Raw genomic sequence first — 17,026 nt, forward strand, 5'->3', positions numbered from 1 at the left:
TAGCAGCGGAAAACCCACAGCGCAGCGAGGATTTGGAGCAAATAGCGGGAACATGCTTATATAGTACCACCAGCCCCTGCTTTGCTAATAAACAATAGCACAATAAGTGAATAATTGAATTATCGGGATATTAAACAATAATTAATACTTTTACCACGTAATAAACATCCTTATTAATGAAAATTGCGCTTAAAACATACTTACCGCTGCTCTTTATCTTTATGGCAAAGTTTAGCCAGGCCCAGAATTACAAAAATGAACTCGTGGTTATTACAGAGAATGACGCTTACATAGATATTACGAGCGATAAATATTACACTAATGGTTTTTTTATTAAATACAGGCATGCCTTAGATGGCGACAACCTGAAAACCGGACGTAGTAAGGAAGTTATTGGTTTCGAATTGGGCCAGAAAATATACAATCCTTATTATAGTTTTGCTCCGAACCCTGCCCTGCACGACCGTCCTTTTACGGCCTATCTTTATGGTGAGGCTAATTATAGCAGGTTCTATCAAAACAAACAACTCTTAAAGGTTTCGGCACAGGTTGGCCTAACAGGAAAGGATGCCCTGGGCGAAGAATTCCAGAAAACTTACCATAAACTCGTTGGCCAGAATCAAATTGCCGGCTGGGAATATGGACTAAATAGCGAACCCACGCTTAATCTTGGTATTGAATACAACAAACGCCTGCTGGCTACACCTGGCGAAATATTTGATGTTACAGGAACTGCTTCGGCAGCAGCGGGCAATGTAATAACGAAAGCAAATGTTGGCGCATTACTCAGATTAGGAAAATTTAATGAAATGGATGGCTCAGCTGCATTTAACAGTTTGATAAGCAATCATCATAAAAATCGTGCTAAATGTAAATATGAACTTTTCCTTTCGGTGGCACCACAGCTACACGCAATAGCCTATGATTCGAGCCTTCAGGGCGGTCTGTTCCTGAAAGATAAGGGGCCGGTTACCTTTAAGCCGAAGCCCATGGTTTTTACCACGCAGGTAGGGCTAACTTTTAGCATTGCGCGCTGGACAGCCAATTATACCGCTACCTTTACTTCAAACGAGGTTCAACACAGCGCCAAAGGCTATCGTTATGCCTTTTATAGTCTTGCTTACCGTTTTAGTAAAAACTAATGAAAAAACAGCTACTCTTATTGTTGATTTTAGTTACCACAGGCTATTCATTTGCCAAGGCTCAGATTGCCCCAGAAAATGGTTCTATTATTTTTAAACCCATATTTGGCACACATATCAATAACGATCAGGGACATTTATTTCAGGATCAGATTACAGGTTTAGACGCGGCTTATTTTAAGGACATTAGCCAGAACGGTGATAAATGGATCGGATTCAGCGGGGCAAAATCTTACGGAATTGGCTTTGTTTTTAGGAATTTAAGTAAACTGAAAGGTACAAAAGATACATCGGCCAATGCCTTTGGGCAAATATATGGCCTAGTGGCCCAGATGGACTTTCAATTATTCAAAACCGGAAGAGTCAGATTTAACTTCACACCTGGTGTGGGCCTGGGTTACACAAACAAGTATTATTATAATAATACTAAAAACCGGTTTTTAGGAAGTGCGGTTAACGAAATCATTAAAGCAGATTTAGGTATGGAGCTGGCAGTCGGGAAGTACATTGATTTATTGGCTGGTTTCGGTTTTCTACATGCATCAAACGGAGGGGCTACTGTTCCCAACGGCGGATTGAATACCGGCAATGTTTACATCGGGCTTAAACTCAACAATCCAAAAACATTAACTGAGGAACGGAAAAGCACCTACACAACCTTACAGCGTAATTCGATTGAACTTAGTGTAGGTTTGGGCGCGAGGGGCGTATTTGAGAATAGAAATAAAAGCCTGTACAAAAGCGGGTTATATGCAGGTTATAACTTTTATTTGAGTGATGTAATGTCGCTTAAGGCGGGTGCCGATGCAGTTTATTATTATACTACTTTCGATCCCAACAACTATGGTAATACATTTCAAAACTATGGTACTTCATATGATCAATGGCGAACCGGCATCAGTATAGGTGCCGACATTAACTTATGGCGGGTAACCGTTGCGGGACAGATCGGTAAATACATCCATTTCAATAGATTGATGGATAAAGCAACCTGGTATTGGACCTTTGGACCAACTTTCAACATCACTCCACATTTGGGTTTACAGGCCAAAACCTATATGCATTTTGCCCAGGCCGATTTCGTAAACTGGGGTGTGGTTTATAGATTTTAATATTGCCCTGTGCTAAGCAAAACCAAGGTGCAGGCTTCAACAGGTTCTATACCGTGCAGGTCTAATAATTTCTCCAATTCATAATTTTCGGTACCCGGATTGAAGATTACCCTTTTTGGTTTTGTAGATAAAATATAATCGTGGTATTGTGGCTGCAAAGCCGGACCGATGTATAAGGTGACGGTATCAATATCCTGATGGATTTCTCCAGGCTTTTCGATTTCAACACCTGCTACTTCCCCTTTTTTTATACCAACATTAACAATGTCATGATTGAAACGCTTGAGCATATGGGCTGCCTTGTATGCATACCTGGATGGATCTGGCGATGCGCCGATAATTAAAGTCTTTTTCATAACAAATGATTACACAGATGAAGGATTACACAGCCTAAAATTTCGATAATAAAGCAATCTGGCCGGAGTGATAGGCATTGTGCTGTGCCAGTCCACTTACAAGCTCCGCATTGGTTACCCCGGTGCCAAGCGCCGGATTTCGTTCATTTTTTACATCCTCATTCCACTGGCTGTTTTTTAAACTTTCGCAAAGGCGGATCAATTCTTCGTTTGCTATCTTAAAATCAAAGATAATGCGTTCCCATGCCTGGGCTGTGCGCTCTACGGGTTCAGGCCAGTCACCCCTCTCAGGCTCAGCCGCCGGTTTGCCTACCAGTCTGGAAGAAACTTCTTCCGTCCATGCGGTTAAATGCAGAGCGATTTCAGCTATAGAGTGCGCACCCGGAACAAAATGGCTAAACGCGCTTTCTGGATTAACATTATTGAGCGTTTGCATCACATGGTTACCATGCCAGGCATCGCCATTAAAAGCTTTTTTTATTTCGTTCGTAACATTAAACATACCCGGATAACAATTGGTACACGGTAAAAGTTTGTTAATGTGCGCTCAATATTGCATTCGCACAGTTGATTCCATCAATTGCTGCCGAGACAATTCCACCGGCGTAACCTGCTCCTTCTGCACAAGGATATAAACCTTTTAACTGAGGATGCTGATAGGTTTCTTTATCTCTCGGAATCCTGACTGGTGAGGATGTTCTGCTTTCTACCCCAACTAGAATGGCTTCGTTGGTATAATATCCTCTAATTTTTTTTCCAAACAGGGGCAATGCCGCACGCAGACTATCAGATACGAAATTGGGCAGAATATTATCCAGCATCGAACTTTTGGTACCAGGCAGATAGGAGTTTTTTGGCAAATCGATTGATAATTTATTGTTCACAAAGTCGACCATCCGCTGTGCAGGGGCTACCAAATTACCGCCACCGGCTTCAAAAGCGGCTTTTTCGATTTCAGACTGAAAATTTAACATTCTCAACGGATCATAACCCTGAACATCATTTAATGTGACCTGAACCACAGTTCCGGAATTGGCGAAAGGATTATTCCGTTTAGATGGCGACCAGCCGTTAACCACAATCTCATTTTCGCCGGTGGAACAAGGTGCAATGATTCCCCCGGGACACATGCAAAAAGAAAATACGCCACGTGTACCAACCTGCTCAACCAAACTGTAATAAGCTGGCGGCAAAAATTCAGAGCGGATATCGCAATGGTATTGGGCCGAATCAATAATTGCCTGAGGATGTTCAATCCGGACACCTAACGCAAATGGTTTTGCTTCAATTAAGATATTTTTACTGTTCAATAATTCGTACACATCTCTTGCAGAATGACCTGTTGCCAAAATAATATCATCAGCAAACAACTTTTCTTCAAAATTTATCTCAACGCCTTTTACTTTTCCAAATTCGATCAAAATATCAGTCATCCTGCTATCGAACATCACTTCACCGCCGGCATTTAAGATCGTATCTTTTATAGATGTAATGATATGGGGAAGTTTGTTGGTACCAATATGTGGACGGGCATCGATCGCAATATCGGCCTCTGCCCCATGGTTTACAAAAACCTGCAGTACTTTATTGATGTCGCCACGTTTATTAGAGCGTGTATATAATTTACCGTCAGAATAGGTTCCGGCACCACCTTCGCCATAACAGTAATTAGATTCGGTGTTAACCAAACCCTGCTTATTTATGGCCGCCAAATCTCTACGCCGCTGTTTAACATCTTTTCCTCTTTCGATAATAATGGGTTTAAATCCATTTTCGATGCATTGCAGTGCTGCAAACAAACCCGCCGGACCAGCGCCGATAATAATGACAGGTTTGGCTTCGCTTACGTTGGGATAGTTGATGTGAAAAACTTCGGGAACGGCTTCTTCATCTACAAAAACCTTTACTTGTAGACGAAAGATCACCTTTCTTGAACGGGCATCAATCGATCTTTTTAGAATTTCATAACCTTTAATCCTCGTTTCAGAAAGCTTTAAACCTGCCGCAAGTTTCTGTTTAATAACTTCAATCTGCTCAACCTGATTAGGGAGCAAAGTAATTTCGATGTCTTTTTGCATAAATAAGTCAGGTTTTTATCCCGAACAGCTACAAAGATAAGCATCCGGAAAGAATATTTGTCGCTTTTGGAATGCTTCCTTAAACTTGTTGGATGATTAATGTTGATTTTTCATTGTTTGAAAAGCAGTTTCAGTATTTCACAGGCCGGTCTGTTCCCGCTCTACCTCCTGCCCCGGTGAAGGCCGGGGGCATCCGTTCGATCGGTTTTAGATGTTTTTTCTGCTACTATCTATGTTTTAACTGTTGCAGACCTAATTTTTCTGTGTGTTTGCATGCTTCCCAGGTTTTCATCAGGATAAGGCCCAGAGCAGGAACGTCCGCTTAAAAATGGCACCTTGCGTTCCATAAAGAAGCTGTTAGATTGGATATTGGTTTAAAAAAATGCTTGATGCTGTGGATGAATTCCGGAAAGTAGCTTGCCAAGCTGTCATATAAACAGGCAAAGTGTAACAAAGGCATACAATTTGATATCTAATTCGTAAATTGACCATCAATCAATTCTATTAAAAAAGACAAAACCATAAAAATGAAAAGATTAATATTTGGATTTTTAGCCGCAGTTATTGCGGTGAGTACTTTAAGTTCATGCGGTTATAACAGCATGGTTAAACTCGACGAGAACGTTAAATCGAAATGGGGAACGGTGCAAACCCAGTACCAACGAAGAGCGGATTTGATTCCGAACCTGGTGGCAACTGTAAAAGGAGCTGCTAAATTTGAGCAGGGAACACTAACTGCAGTAACGGAAGCACGTGCAAAAGCAACACAGATGACGGTTAAAGCTGATGAGCTGACTCCTGAGAATATCCAGAAATACCAGGCTGCACAGGGACAATTGAGTCAGGCACTTGGTAAATTATTATCGATTACTGAAAGTTACCCTGAATTAAGGGCTACTCAACAGTTCAGCGATTTATCTGCACAGTTAGAGAGTACCGAAAACAGAATTACTGTTGCCCGTAAAGATTTTAATGATGCAGTGCAGGAATACAATGGAAAAATCAGGTCTTTCCCTAACAATTTAACAGCTGGGATGTTCGGATTTAAACCTAAAGGATATTTTGAGGCTGATGCTTCTGCCAAAGATGCACCTAAAGTAGAATTTTAATATTCCCGACACCACATACCAGGGTAGTGAATGTTTATGAATTGAACATTTATTACCCTTTTTACTTCATATAAAAATAAGTACATGTCGTTATTTTCAGATATTGAACAGGAAAAAATCGCAAATGCGATTTCCGATGCAGAAAGGGCAACCTCCGGAGAAATTAGAATCGCTATTGATAAACATTGCGCAGGCGATCCATACGAAAAAGCCACTGAATATTTTGCTAAACTGGATATGGATAAAACTGCAAAAAGAAATGGCGTGCTGATTTATCTGGCACATGCTGACCATAAATTTGCCATTATCGGCGATGTTGGCATTCACAAAGTAGTACCTGATAACTTTTGGGAAACGACTAAAATTGCCATGACAGCGCATTTTGCAAAAGGTAATCTGGCTGATGGTATTATTGCGGGTGTAGCATTGGCTGGAGAAAAGTTAGCCTTGTTCTTCCCTCCGCAAAAAGGTGATATCAATGAATTACCGAACGATATTGTTTTTATGGATAACCTTGAAAACAAATAAGAGATGAAGAAAATATTCCTTTTATCATTATTCAGTTTATTATTTGCTTTTGCTTTTGCACAGGATTTTCCGGAAAAGCCTGGTACTTTGGTTAACGATTATGCCAATGTACTATCGGCCGATCAGAAACAGGAACTCGAAAATAAATTGGTAACCTTTAACGATTCGTCTTCGACACAGATTGCTGTTGCTATTTTAAAATCGGTAGGCGATTATGATATTAATGAGTATGCTGTAGAACTGGGCCGAAAATGGGGTGTTGGGCAAAGCGGCAAAAACAATGGTATTATGATCGTGGTGGCAGTTGGCGACCGAAAAATCTCTATACAAACCGGTTATGGCCTTGAAGGCGCCTTACCCGATATTTACGCCAAGCGTATTATTGATAATGATATTAAACCTAATTTTAGAGCAGGAAATTATTATGCAGGCTTAGATGAGGCTACGACATCCATTATAAAATATACCAGAGGAGAATATAAAAATGATAATCCGAAAGCTTCTTCAAAGAAAGGCGGCTCAGGTAGCATTGCCATCATTATTATTATTGTAATTGTGATTATCATCATCATGAGAAAAGGTGGTGGAGGCGGAAGCGAAGTTATTGGCGGACGAGGAGCATCTAACGCGCTTTTTTGGGCGATGTTATTTGGAAGTGGCGGTGGCCGGAGCAGTGGTGGCTGGGGAGGCGGTTCTTCCGGTGGCGGAGGCGGCGGATTCGGTGGTTTTGGCGGAGGCAGCTTTGGTGGAGGGGGCAGCAGCGGAAGCTGGTAGCTTTAGTCCATAGTCCATAGTCCATAGTCCATAGATTGGAAAAGGTTTTGTTTTGAGCATTACAGAACATTTTAAGTTTCCAACAAAATAACATTTCAACTTACATCCATGTACCGAAGAGATTTAATTACAGCTGAAATACAGAAACTGGCCCAGGTTTTAGCCCGCATCATGGGACTCAAATTAGAGGGTAGATTAGCTGAAGCCGATCGACTTTTCGAAGAAACTATGGAAAGTGGTTTTCAATTGCCAAAAGAAATTTTAGAAAATGAAAACCTGTCTGTTTTTGAAAATTGGCTCGTGGCAAGCAACCTTCCTCCCGAAAAACTTGATTCGTTAAGCGAATTTTTATATTATGAGTTAGGCATAAGCCAGGAGCGTAACCAGACTGTTGCGCCAAAACTTAATTTTGTATATCAATACCTGTCGGATGAACATAAGATTGTACATTTGGTAAACCTGCACCGTCAGAAAACAATACAACAATACCTGCGCTAAACGCCAAGCGCATGGAGCCAAACAAAATAAACAACATAAATTAAATGATTATAGAAAAGTGGCAGAAAATTGCCTCTAAATATTTGGTACGCGAACAGTGGGCTACCTTGCGCGTTGATGAAGTGAAACTTCCGGGTGGCGTAATTAAGGATGATTATTATGTTTTAGAATACCCAAATTGGGTAAATGCCATTGCATTAACAGAAGAAGGAAAAATAATTATGGTACGCCAGTACCGCCATGCAGCTGACATCGTTTCGCTCGAAGTTCCAGGTGGCGTGATTGATGGTGACGAAGCGCCGGAGTTCGCAGTAAAGCGTGAACTGCTGGAAGAGACAGGTTACAGTTTTAAAACCTGTAAATTTATTGCCGAACTTTATCCCAATCCTGCAACATCGAACAACCGAACATTTACCTACTTTTTAACAGGTGGTATCAAAACCCATGAACAGCATTTAGATGAACACGAAATTTTAAATGTTGAAGAGTATACTGTTGATGAAGTAAAGCAACTGATTAATGAAAACAAAATAGCCCAGGCCTTACATGTTGCAGCTTTGTTTTATGGGTTCCAGGAAATAGCCAAGGGCTTGTAAAATCTGAGACAGGCCCCTTATTCCCATCTCAAAAATTACAGGTAAAAAAAGCAGCCAGATGCTAAACTTCTGGCTGCTTTTTTTATTAGCAATAAGCTCGTAAAAGTTTAACTCATTTTCAATTTCTTTTGGATATCGTGTACGTAAGCTTTGAATTTCTTATCAGTATCGATTAAATCTTCAACGGTTTGGCAGGCATAAATTACTGTACTGTGATCCCGTCCACCAAAGAAAGCACCAATTGTTTTTAATGATGATTTAGTATGGCTTTTAGAGAGATACATTGAAATCTGACGAGCCTGAACAATTTCGCGTTTACGTGTTTGCGATTTCACCATATCAACAGGAACCTCAAAATACTCGCAAACCAATTTCTGGATGTACTCCATTGAAATTTCCTTTGAAGTATTTTTAATAAAGTTTTTCAACATCTGCTTAGCTAGCGCCAAATCAATTTCTTTTTTATTTAGCGTGGCCTGTGCCAAAAGAGATACCATAGCACCTTCTAATTCACGCACATTATTATCAATGTTGTGCGCAACATACTCCACCACCTCACCAGGTAACTCAATACCATCTGCATACATTTTCTTCCTTAAAATAGCGATACGCGTTTCCAGATCAGGAATTTGCAGATCAGCAGATAGACCCCATTTAAAACGACTTAACAAACGTTCTTCCAAACCGGCTAAATCTTTCGGTGCTTTATCAGAAGTTAAGATTACCTGTTTGCCCGATTGATGCAAGTGGTTGAAGATGTGGAAGAAAATATCCTGTGTTTTTTCTTTACCTGCGAAGTTGTGCACATCATCCATAATGATTACATCCATTGCCTGGTAAAAGTTAACGAAATCGTTAATGGTGTTGTTTTTTAACGAATCTACAAACTGCTGACAGAATTTCTCGCAGCTTACGTAGATCACTAATTTATCTGGCATGCTCCGTTTGATCTCATTACCGATTGCCTGTGCCAGATGCGTTTTACCCAAACCAACTCCACCATAAATCATTAAAGGGTTAAAAGATGTGCCACCCGGTTTAGCCGCTACAGCGTAACCTGCAGAACGCGCCAGGCGATTACAATCTCCCTCGATATAATTTTCGAAAGTATAGTTAGCGTTTAATTGCGGATCAACATTTAATTTTTTTAATCCAGGGATAATAAATGGGTTTTTAATATCCTTATTAATGGAAACCGGAATCGGCATCGATTGTACCTTTGCCTCCGCTCCGTTTCCATTTGAGGGCATATTGGTAGTATAAGGATTACCGCTGTTTGATGATTTATCTACAACGATGTTATATTCCAACCTGCCATCCTCTCCAAGTTGTTTCTTTACGGTCTTGCGCAGCAAGCCCACATAATGTTCTTCAAGCCATTCGTAAAAGAACAAACTTGGCACCTGTATGGTTAAAACCTTGCCTTCCAATTTAAGAGCCGTTATCGGCTCGAACCAAGTTTTGAAACTTTGGCCCGGAATGTTATCCTTAATAATTTGAAGACAGTTCTTCCATACTTCTGTACAAGTTTTTTCCATTGCGATTTCTATAATTTATTGGTTAACAGTACCTATTCGAATTAAAGGGATGGTCCGTTTAGGGACTACGAATATTGACATAATTATCAACATTTTAAACAAAAATTTTAAATAAATCGTAACCTATTGATAGGTAATACAGTATACCTGTTAACCTCAATTTTTTATGTTGATAACTATTTATTAACACTGGTTATCCACATTATTCCCGATTTATTTCCAATATCCTTTCCTCACTTCGAACGGCTCCTGAAAAGCAAAATCTAAGCCATTTTTAACCATAGTTAACCGTTTTAGCATTTTAGATTTCAAATAAACTGAGAATCAAAACCATAGCTTTGATAAATTAATATTGAATTAAAAATATGGCATAATATAGCTCCCGGCATTTTATCACTGAATTAATTTTACAACAGTTTAGTGCTGATATTTTCATCACCGAAGAACGAAATTTTTGGTACGTTGCGATTGTCTATCAAAAAAGCAGAACATCTTATTATTTACTTTCAAAGCAAAGCAAACACCAATGCGTTAAATATTCAGTTAATAAACGCCGAAAGTGGCTCTAAATACATCTGCAATTTCTCCAAGTGTAGCATATTTCTCAACGGCGTCAATAATCAATGGCATCAGGTTCGTTTCGCCTTTGGCCGCTTCTTTTAATTGCTGTAATGCTTGCTCAACCGCAAGCTGATCGCGGGTTGATTTTAAATGATCCAGCTTCTCGGATTGCAGCTTGCGGATGGAATCATCTATATTAAACACTTCGGTAAAACCTTCTTCCTCCTGGGTAAACTTATTTACGCCGACCGAAATCCTTTCGCGGTTTTCAATTTCCTTTTGATATTGATACGCAGCACCAGCAATTTCATTTTGCATATAATCATTTTCAATGGCATTAACTGATCCTCCCATAGCATCTATCCTATCGATATAAGCCCAGGCTGCAGCTTCTACCTCATCGGTTAGGCTTTCTACAAAAAATGAGCCTGCTAACGGATCTACTGTATCAGTAACCCCGCTTTCAAAGGCAATGATTTGCTGAGTGCGTAAAGCAATTTTCGCCGCCGATTCTGTTGGGAGTGACAACGCTTCGTCATAACCGTTGGTATGTAAGGATTGGGTCCCGCCTAAAACCGCAGCCATAGCCTGGTTACTAACCCTGATTACATTGTTTAATGGTTGTTGCGCAGTTAAGGTTGAACCTCCGGTTTGGGTGTGAAACCTCAACATCTGGGCCTTTTCATCTGTAGCGCCCAGATCTTTGGTAATTTTTGCCCACATGCGCCTTGCGGCCCTAAACTTGGCTATTTCTTCAAAGAAATTATTGTGGCAGTTGAAGAAGAATGACAAACGTTTCGCAAAGATGTTAATATCTAAACCTTTATCTAAAGCAGCTTTTAAATAAGCTTTGCCATTGGCCAATGTAAAAGCAAGTTCCTGCACCGCGGTAGATCCAGCTTCACGGATATGATAGCCAGAGATAGAAATGGTATTCCACTTTGGCACTTCGTTACTGCAAAACTCAAAAATATCGGTAATTAAACGCATCGATGGCTTTGGCGGATAGATGTATGTTCCCCTTGCTGCATACTCTTTAAGGATGTCGTTCTGTATTGTACCCGAAATCTGCTTTAAATCTGCACCTTGCTTTTTGGCCAGCGCAATGTACATGGCCAATAAAATTGAAGCCGTTGCATTGATCGTCATTGAGGTCGTGATGTCTTTCAGCTCGATACCATCAAATAAAATTTCAAGATCCTTTAATGAATCAATAGCCACTCCAACTTTGCCTACCTCTCCTTCAGCCATTTCATGATCAGAGTCGTAACCAATTTGCGTGGGAAGATCAAAAGCAACAGACAAACCAGTTGTTCCCTGTGCCAATAAATAATGATAACGTTTGTTTGATTCTTCAGCGGTCGAGAAACCAGCATACTGCCGCATCGTCCATAAGCGCCCACGGTACATATCTTTCTGGATTCCCCTGGTAAAAGGAAATTCACCAGGCAGCTCTTTCATGGGCTTCGCTTCTGTATATAAGGCTCTTATTTCAATCCCCGAAGTAGTAGTATGCTTTTTCTCGCTCATTTGGTTAGTTTATTAGTTCAATGGTTCATTAGCCACTAGTTTTTTGTGCTTTAGGCCGGTAGCCAACAGTTCGTGGTTACTTATCGAAAACGGTTAATCGGTAACTATAAAATCAGCTATGCACCAGATTTCATTTAACAATCAATTCTAAAACAGTTTATAAATGTCTTTCTTGATCATCTCAATTGTTAAATCATACGGATTTTCATCTATACCGGCCATGTGCTGTAAAATTGCTTTACTGAGTTCGATCCCATTTGCATCGGCTGGTAAACCTGGCACCGCGTTATTGATCATGGCAATGGTATCATCTTTTAGTTTTCTTACCACTCCCCAGGTTACACTATCTATGTACAGCTGCTGGGTAATGTTATGTTGATATTCTGAACGGATTTCATTTAAAATACCTGCTTGTAAAGTAGCGATGGCAATCCCTTGCTGATGCAACCGAACAAGCAAATTAGCAGGGTTAATACGGTCAACAAATATAATTAAACGTTCATGGGCCTGTAAGCGCAGGGGTAAAATCTGCGTCCGGCTCTCTTTGTTCAGTTCGATGGTTTTTAAGTTAAAAAAACGTTGAATATCGTTTCTTAAAATGTAATAAGTTGCCATTAAGGCCATAAAAATGCCTGCAAATAAGATTATTATATCAACTAAAATCTGTTGTGTATTCATAAGTATTGTTTAAGTACAGTAATATTAACTGCCTGCTAAAAGCAAAAATGTACATTATTATTTATATTTGTAACAGATTAAATTTAAATAACATGAGCACAACAGTTGATACAGCATTTGCACCAGTTAGTTTTTCCGAAGGGGCAGCCAAAGAGTTATATAAACTAAAAGATCAGCAGGAAATTGGCGATGATTACGGATTGCGCGTTGGCGTTGAAGGTGGTGGCTGTGCCGGCATGAATTACGTTTTAGGTTTTGATCAGAAAAAAGATGGCGATCAGGAATTTCTGATCAACGGCATTAAGGTTTTCATGAACAAAGCACACCAGATGTATTTAATGGGCATGATGATTGATTGGCAGGACGGCTTAAATTCACGTGGGTTTACCTTCATTAACCCCAATGCAACCAGCACCTGTGGCTGTGGCACGAGTTTCTCGGCATAAATAAAATATTATTGTAACATATCATACAGTCCCCTTGTCTAAACATCGGGACTTTTTTTATTTTTACACATAAAGGTTTAAGGCAAAAGGTGTAGGGTAAAAGGTTAAATCCCATCTCCATACTTAATACTCGATACCTGACCTGGCACTTACAATAAATGAATTACAGAGAAAACATCCGACTGGCATTAGAATCTATTAAAGCGAACCGCTTGCGTACCATGCTTACCGCCTTGATTATTGCCATTGGTTTAATGGCTTTGGTGGGGATTTTAACCACTCTTGATGCTGTAAAAAAAAGTATGACAGATGCTTTTAGTAGCATGGGAGCCAACTCATTTACCATCAGAAACCGGGGTACAGGAATTAGAATTGGAAACGGGAAAAGACCTAAACCTTTTAAAGCCATCCGTTACGAAGATGCCGTTAAGTTTAAAGATAGCCTGAATACCCCCGCTACCGTGGCAGTAAGTGTTTTTGCCAGTGGTGGTTCTACTATAAAATATGGCAGTTTAAAAACCAACCCAAATATTAACGTTCAGGGAATTGATGAAAATGGTTTAGCCGCTCAGGGCTTAAACCTCTCACAGGGAAGAAATTTTAGCGTTTCTGAAATACAGTTGGGAAGTAATGTTTGCATAGTTGGTGGCGAAGTAGTTGAAAAACTCTTCAAAGATTCAGATCCCTTGGATAAGTTGATCAATGTAGGCAATAACCGATTTAAAATTGTTGGTATTTTGGAGAAAAAAGGATCGAGTATGGGCTTTAGTGGAGACAGAGCCGTTTATGTGCCGCTGTTGAAAGCAAGGCAGATTAATGCCAATGCCAATCCATCTTACACCATTACAGTAATGGTACCTAGTAATGACATGCAGGAAAACATTATTGGTGAATCTACTGCGCTATTCAGAAATATACGCAAAGTAAAGGTAAGCGAACCCAATAATTTCGAAATTACCAAAAGTGATGCCATTGCCCAAACCTTGTTCGAAAACCTGGCGTTTGTAGCCATCGGTGGTGTCGCAATCGGTATTATTACTTTAATTGGAGCCTCGATAGGTTTGATGAATATCATGCTGGTTTCTGTTACCGAACGTACGCGCGAAATTGGTATACGGAAAGCCATTGGGGCCAATCCAAAAGTAATCCGCCGCCAGTTTTTAATTGAAGCTGTAGTAATCTGCTTAATGGGTGGTGTATTCGGGATTTTCCTCGGCATTGTATTAGGAAACTTAATCTCCCTAGCCATGGGTGGTTCATTTTTAATCCCATGGCTGTTTATTATTGGTGGCTTTGTATTATGTGTATTAGTTGGAATTTTATCTGGTTATTATCCCGCAAAAAAAGCTTCCAGACTGGATCCTGTAGAGGCATTAAGGTATGAATAAACTGGCTCACTAGTCCCGTAATCCGAGCCTAATGATAAGCTGTAGCTTTAGACGATTTCTTTTGGTAAATTGCTGGCTTCTGCAGCACCAGCCAATTTAGAGGAATAAATTTTATCAAGCAGCTGATTTAGGTTTTCCGCAAAGTCGAACTGCAGATCTTCATGAAGTTTTTTGAATTTATTGATGGTTACCGCAACGGTTTTAATGTAATAAACACTAAAAAGCATCATAAAATCGCGGTAACCAAAAATTGACTTTTTATAGTCCAGAGGGATAGTATTAAGAATAAACAGTTTTAGCTCAACCTCTCCAACAGGATCTTTTGTCACTTTGTAAAAATGATTGACAGCAGTGACCATCTTCCTTACTTTTACTAAAGCTTCTTTTGCATTCAGTTTTTTAAGCTCAGTAATCTGCTCCTCAACTTCAGCCTTAATCCTTTCTTTACGGTCTTCCAGATCCGTCTCATCCTCTAGTAACTTATAATGAAGGTGTTCGGTAAGCACTTTATCTTTTGCTACCAGACGCAATAACAGTTTGTCTTTTTCTTTAACAGGCAATGCGGCAATAGCGGTTTTTAAATCTTTGTGCTCCGATAATTTCATTTAAAAAGGATTAGCCTTAATGTATTTTTCCCACTCCCAGGCAGAGCGCATCATTTCATTGATATCAAGGGCGGCCTTCCAGTCCAATTCATTATTTGATTTCTCTACATCACCATAAATCTCCACAACATCTCCTGCCCTTCTTGGCCCGATTTTATAATCCAGTTTCTGTCCGTTTGCTTTTTCGAAAGCAGCAATAATCTCCAAAACTGAAAATCCTTTACCAGTACCGATATTGAACACATCATAGTTACCGTTAGGGTTCCCGTCTTCTAATTTTTTTATAGCGGCAACATGTGCTTTTGCAAGATCAACCACATGGATATAATCGCGGATAGCGGAACCATCCGGCGTATCATAATCATTTCCGTGAACAGTAATCGGACCACGTTTTCCAATAGCTGATTGGGTAATAAAGGGAACAAGGTTTGCAGGTACACCATTTGGCAGCTCACCAATCAAAGCAGTTTCGTGTGCACCAACCGGATTAAAATAACGCAAAGCGATTACACTTAGATCAGGCGTTACCGCAGCAGTTTCTGCCAGTATCTCTTCAGCAATCTGTTTGGTATTCCCATAAGGAGATTCTGCTTTTTTAACTGATGCCGCTTCGTTTACCGGCAAAGTATCTGGCTGACCATAAACTGTACATGATGAAGAAAACACAAAATTAATTTTCCTGTTAAATGAGGTAAGCAGGTTAATTAATCCGAAAAAGTTATTTTTATAATATTTTAAGGGTTGTTCTACCGATTCACCAACCGCTTTGTAAGCAGCAAAATGGATAATTCCATCTATATCAGCATGGTTCTCGGCAAATTCCCTTACTGCTTTTTCATCTTGTAAATCAATTTCATGAAAATCAAACCATTTACCGGTGATGGCATGCAGCTGGGTTAAAATCTTGATATTCGAATTAGAAAGGTTATCGATAATTACAACCTCGTATCCTGCGTTGTGTAATTCTACTGCTGTGTGCGAACCGATATATCCTGTTCCGCCAGTAACTAATATTTTTGCCATTTTAACGGTTAAATGTGGTAAAATCTTTATGTTCTATTTTTTCTAAAGCCTCTGAAGACAAAGACTTAAAGTATTCATATGTAATTTTTAATCCTTCTGCACGACCTATTTTTGGCTCCCAACCCAATAGCTCTTTCGCTTTTGAAATATCCGGCCTACGCTGTTTCGGATCATCCTGCGGAAGTTCCTTGTAAACAATTTTTTGCGTAGTACCTGTAAGCTTGATAATTTCTTCACAAAATTGTTTGATCGTGATTTCATCCGGATTACCAATGTTTACCGGCTGAGCATAGTCGCTCATTAGTAAACGATATATACCTTCTATCAGATCATCAACATAACAAAAAGAGCGTGTCTGACTTCCATCACCAAAAACAGTTAAATCTTCCCCTCTTAAAGCCTGTCCGATAAAAGCAGGTAAAACACGTCCGTCATTTAGTCGCATTCTTGGTCCGTAGGTATTAAAAATCCTAACAATTCTGGTCTCTACACCATGGAAAGTATGGTAAGCCATGGTTATGGCTTCCTGAAAACGCTTGGCCTCATCGTAAACACCACGTGGTCCCACCGGATTTACATTTCCCCAATATCCTTCCGGTTGAGGATTTACATTCGGATCGCCATACACTTCTGAAGTAGATGCAATCAGCATCCGGGCGTTCTTATTACGCGCCAAACCCAAAAGATTATGTGTGCCCAGAGAGCCTACCTTAAGGGTCTGGATTGGAATTTTAAGATAATCAATCGGACTTGCAGGTGAAGCAAAATGTAAAATATAATCGAGCTTACCTGGAATGTGAACAAATTTGGAAACGTCGTGGTTATAAAACTCAAAATTCTCCAGTTTAAAGAGGTGTTCGATATTAGCTATATCTCCGGTAATCAGGTTGTCCATCCCGATCACGTGATAATCCTCTTTTACAAAACGATCACAAAGGTGTGAGCCTAAAAATCCGGCTGCGCCTGTAATCAATATTCTCTTTCTACTCCCCAAACTTTCCGAAGGGAATTTTTCCTTTATTTCACTCATATTTTTTAATAATCTTATTCAATATATTTTTGAT

General features: G+C 39.8%; 18 protein-coding genes. 9 read left to right on the top strand and 9 right to left on the bottom strand.

What is annotated here, in order from left to right; all coding sequences use genetic code 11:
- Window positions 1–176: 176 nt before the first annotated feature.
- On the top strand, window positions 177–1,142 hold the full coding sequence (locus tag ACIQXP_RS24095) for a lipid A deacylase LpxR family protein (protein ID WP_387508389.1): 966 nt from the start codon (window positions 177–179) through the stop codon (window positions 1,140–1,142).
- Window positions 1,142–2,254, top strand: coding sequence for an acyloxyacyl hydrolase (locus ACIQXP_RS24100; protein WP_387508391.1), 1,113 nt, complete (start codon window positions 1,142–1,144; stop codon window positions 2,252–2,254). Before ACIQXP_RS24095 ends, ACIQXP_RS24100 begins: the two co-directional genes overlap by 1 nt.
- Here ACIQXP_RS24100 and ACIQXP_RS24105 read toward each other — a convergent pair.
- From ACIQXP_RS24105 to ACIQXP_RS24115, 3 genes are read right to left on the bottom strand one after another with little or no spacing between them, the layout of a single operon-like run.
- Complete coding sequence (locus ACIQXP_RS24105; RefSeq protein WP_293743208.1) at window positions 2,251–2,610, bottom strand: CoA-binding protein; 360 nt, start codon at window positions 2,608–2,610, stop codon at window positions 2,251–2,253. The genes ACIQXP_RS24100 and ACIQXP_RS24105 overlap by 4 nt on opposite strands.
- Before the next feature lie 34 nt (window positions 2,611–2,644).
- Window positions 2,645–3,112, bottom strand: a complete 468-nt coding sequence (locus ACIQXP_RS24110; RefSeq protein WP_387508393.1) for a DinB family protein — start codon at window positions 3,110–3,112, stop codon at window positions 2,645–2,647.
- A 34-nt stretch (window positions 3,113–3,146) separates the two neighbouring features.
- Entirely contained in the window at window positions 3,147–4,688 is a 1,542-nt protein-coding gene (locus ACIQXP_RS24115) for an NAD(P)/FAD-dependent oxidoreductase (protein ID WP_387508395.1), read from the bottom strand.
- 527 nt (window positions 4,689–5,215) lie between these two features.
- Here ACIQXP_RS24115 and ACIQXP_RS24120 point away from each other — a divergent pair.
- From ACIQXP_RS24120 to ACIQXP_RS24140, 5 genes are all read left to right on the top strand, one after another.
- Window positions 5,216–5,797, top strand: a complete 582-nt coding sequence (locus ACIQXP_RS24120) for a LemA family protein (RefSeq protein ID WP_293743205.1) — start codon at window positions 5,216–5,218, stop codon at window positions 5,795–5,797.
- Between the two features lie 84 nt (window positions 5,798–5,881).
- Window positions 5,882–6,325, top strand: coding sequence for a TPM domain-containing protein (locus tag ACIQXP_RS24125; RefSeq protein ID WP_090986542.1), 444 nt, complete (start codon window positions 5,882–5,884; stop codon window positions 6,323–6,325).
- Between the two features lie 3 nt (window positions 6,326–6,328).
- Entirely contained in the window at window positions 6,329–7,099 is a 771-nt protein-coding gene (locus ACIQXP_RS24130; protein WP_090986544.1) for a TPM domain-containing protein, read from the top strand.
- A gap of 108 nt (window positions 7,100–7,207) precedes the next feature.
- Window positions 7,208–7,597 (top strand): hypothetical protein, encoded by a 390-nt coding sequence (locus ACIQXP_RS24135; protein WP_293743204.1) that lies wholly within the window; start codon window positions 7,208–7,210, stop codon window positions 7,595–7,597.
- A 44-nt stretch (window positions 7,598–7,641) separates the two neighbouring features.
- Window positions 7,642–8,193 carry an NUDIX hydrolase gene (locus ACIQXP_RS24140; RefSeq protein ID WP_145859588.1) on the top strand — a complete coding sequence of 184 codons (552 nt, stop codon included), beginning with the start codon at window positions 7,642–7,644 and terminating at the stop codon, window positions 8,191–8,193.
- A 107-nt stretch (window positions 8,194–8,300) separates the two neighbouring features.
- On the opposite strand, the gene dnaA is transcribed toward ACIQXP_RS24140, so the two are convergent.
- The 3 genes from dnaA to ACIQXP_RS24155 all read right to left on the bottom strand — a co-directional run bounded on the left by dnaA (window position 8,301) and on the right by ACIQXP_RS24155 (window position 12,500).
- Window positions 8,301–9,731: a chromosomal replication initiator protein DnaA gene (dnaA, locus tag ACIQXP_RS24145; RefSeq protein ID WP_090502090.1), complete on the bottom strand. Its 1,431-nt coding sequence runs from the start codon at window positions 9,729–9,731 to the stop codon at window positions 8,301–8,303.
- A gap of 543 nt (window positions 9,732–10,274) precedes the next feature.
- Window positions 10,275–11,822: an acyl-CoA mutase large subunit family protein gene (locus ACIQXP_RS24150; RefSeq protein WP_387508399.1), complete on the bottom strand. Its 1,548-nt coding sequence runs from the start codon at window positions 11,820–11,822 to the stop codon at window positions 10,275–10,277.
- 147 nt (window positions 11,823–11,969) lie between these two features.
- On the bottom strand, window positions 11,970–12,500 hold the full coding sequence (locus ACIQXP_RS24155) for a DUF7935 family protein (protein ID WP_293743202.1): 531 nt from the start codon (window positions 12,498–12,500) through the stop codon (window positions 11,970–11,972).
- A 92-nt stretch (window positions 12,501–12,592) separates the two neighbouring features.
- Between ACIQXP_RS24155 and ACIQXP_RS24160 the strand changes: the two genes are divergently transcribed.
- Both ACIQXP_RS24160 and ACIQXP_RS24165 read left to right on the top strand, forming a co-directional pair.
- On the top strand, window positions 12,593–12,946 hold the full coding sequence (locus ACIQXP_RS24160; protein ID WP_090986779.1) for a HesB/IscA family protein: 354 nt from the start codon (window positions 12,593–12,595) through the stop codon (window positions 12,944–12,946).
- A gap of 158 nt (window positions 12,947–13,104) precedes the next feature.
- Window positions 13,105–14,334 carry an ABC transporter permease gene (locus tag ACIQXP_RS24165; RefSeq protein ID WP_293743201.1) on the top strand — a complete coding sequence of 410 codons (1,230 nt, stop codon included), beginning with the start codon at window positions 13,105–13,107 and terminating at the stop codon, window positions 14,332–14,334.
- Window positions 14,335–14,381: 47 nt separating this feature from the next.
- Here the strand turns inward: ACIQXP_RS24165 and ACIQXP_RS24170 are convergent, their stop codons facing one another.
- From ACIQXP_RS24170 to ACIQXP_RS24180, 3 genes are read right to left on the bottom strand one after another with little or no spacing between them, the layout of a single operon-like run.
- Window positions 14,382–14,939, bottom strand: coding sequence for a hypothetical protein (locus ACIQXP_RS24170; protein WP_387508402.1), 558 nt, complete (start codon window positions 14,937–14,939; stop codon window positions 14,382–14,384).
- Window positions 14,940–15,962, bottom strand: coding sequence for a UDP-glucose 4-epimerase GalE (gene galE, locus ACIQXP_RS24175; RefSeq protein WP_387508404.1), 1,023 nt, complete (start codon window positions 15,960–15,962; stop codon window positions 14,940–14,942). It abuts the gene before it with no gap.
- A 1-nt stretch (window position 15,963) separates the two neighbouring features.
- Complete coding sequence (locus tag ACIQXP_RS24180) at window positions 15,964–16,992, bottom strand: UDP-glucuronic acid decarboxylase family protein (RefSeq protein ID WP_387508406.1); 1,029 nt, start codon at window positions 16,990–16,992, stop codon at window positions 15,964–15,966.
- Window positions 16,993–17,026 lie beyond the last annotated feature (34 nt).

This window comes from Pedobacter suwonensis, from assembly GCF_044762335.1.
Classification (GTDB): Bacteria; Bacteroidota; Bacteroidia; order Sphingobacteriales; family Sphingobacteriaceae; genus Pedobacter.

Excerpts from the sequence above, each read along its gene's own strand:
- ACIQXP_RS24095 (WP_387508389.1), top strand. The coding sequence starts at position 177 with ATGAAAATTGCGCTTAAAACATACTTACCGCTGCTCTTTATCTTTATG.
- ACIQXP_RS24100 (WP_387508391.1), top strand. The coding sequence starts at position 1,142 with ATGAAAAAACAGCTACTCTTATTGTTGATTTTAGTTACCACAGGCTAT.
- ACIQXP_RS24105 (WP_293743208.1), bottom strand. The coding sequence starts at position 2,610 with ATGAAAAAGACTTTAATTATCGGCGCATCGCCAGATCCATCCAGGTAT.
- ACIQXP_RS24110 (WP_387508393.1), bottom strand. The coding sequence starts at position 3,112 with ATGTTTAATGTTACGAACGAAATAAAAAAAGCTTTTAATGGCGATGCC.
- ACIQXP_RS24115 (WP_387508395.1), bottom strand. The coding sequence starts at position 4,688 with ATGCAAAAAGACATCGAAATTACTTTGCTCCCTAATCAGGTTGAGCAG.
- ACIQXP_RS24120 (WP_293743205.1), top strand. The coding sequence starts at position 5,216 with ATGAAAAGATTAATATTTGGATTTTTAGCCGCAGTTATTGCGGTGAGT.
- ACIQXP_RS24125 (WP_090986542.1), top strand. The coding sequence starts at position 5,882 with ATGTCGTTATTTTCAGATATTGAACAGGAAAAAATCGCAAATGCGATT.
- ACIQXP_RS24130 (WP_090986544.1), top strand. The coding sequence starts at position 6,329 with ATGAAGAAAATATTCCTTTTATCATTATTCAGTTTATTATTTGCTTTT.
- ACIQXP_RS24135 (WP_293743204.1), top strand. The coding sequence starts at position 7,208 with ATGTACCGAAGAGATTTAATTACAGCTGAAATACAGAAACTGGCCCAG.
- ACIQXP_RS24140 (WP_145859588.1), top strand. The coding sequence starts at position 7,642 with ATGATTATAGAAAAGTGGCAGAAAATTGCCTCTAAATATTTGGTACGC.
- dnaA (WP_090502090.1), bottom strand. The coding sequence starts at position 9,731 with ATGGAAAAAACTTGTACAGAAGTATGGAAGAACTGTCTTCAAATTATT.
- ACIQXP_RS24150 (WP_387508399.1), bottom strand. The coding sequence starts at position 11,822 with ATGAGCGAGAAAAAGCATACTACTACTTCGGGGATTGAAATAAGAGCC.
- ACIQXP_RS24155 (WP_293743202.1), bottom strand. The coding sequence starts at position 12,500 with ATGAATACACAACAGATTTTAGTTGATATAATAATCTTATTTGCAGGC.
- ACIQXP_RS24160 (WP_090986779.1), top strand. The coding sequence starts at position 12,593 with ATGAGCACAACAGTTGATACAGCATTTGCACCAGTTAGTTTTTCCGAA.
- ACIQXP_RS24165 (WP_293743201.1), top strand. The coding sequence starts at position 13,105 with ATGAATTACAGAGAAAACATCCGACTGGCATTAGAATCTATTAAAGCG.
- ACIQXP_RS24170 (WP_387508402.1), bottom strand. The coding sequence starts at position 14,939 with ATGAAATTATCGGAGCACAAAGATTTAAAAACCGCTATTGCCGCATTG.
- galE (WP_387508404.1), bottom strand. The coding sequence starts at position 15,962 with ATGGCAAAAATATTAGTTACTGGCGGAACAGGATATATCGGTTCGCAC.
- ACIQXP_RS24180 (WP_387508406.1), bottom strand. The coding sequence starts at position 16,992 with ATGAGTGAAATAAAGGAAAAATTCCCTTCGGAAAGTTTGGGGAGTAGA.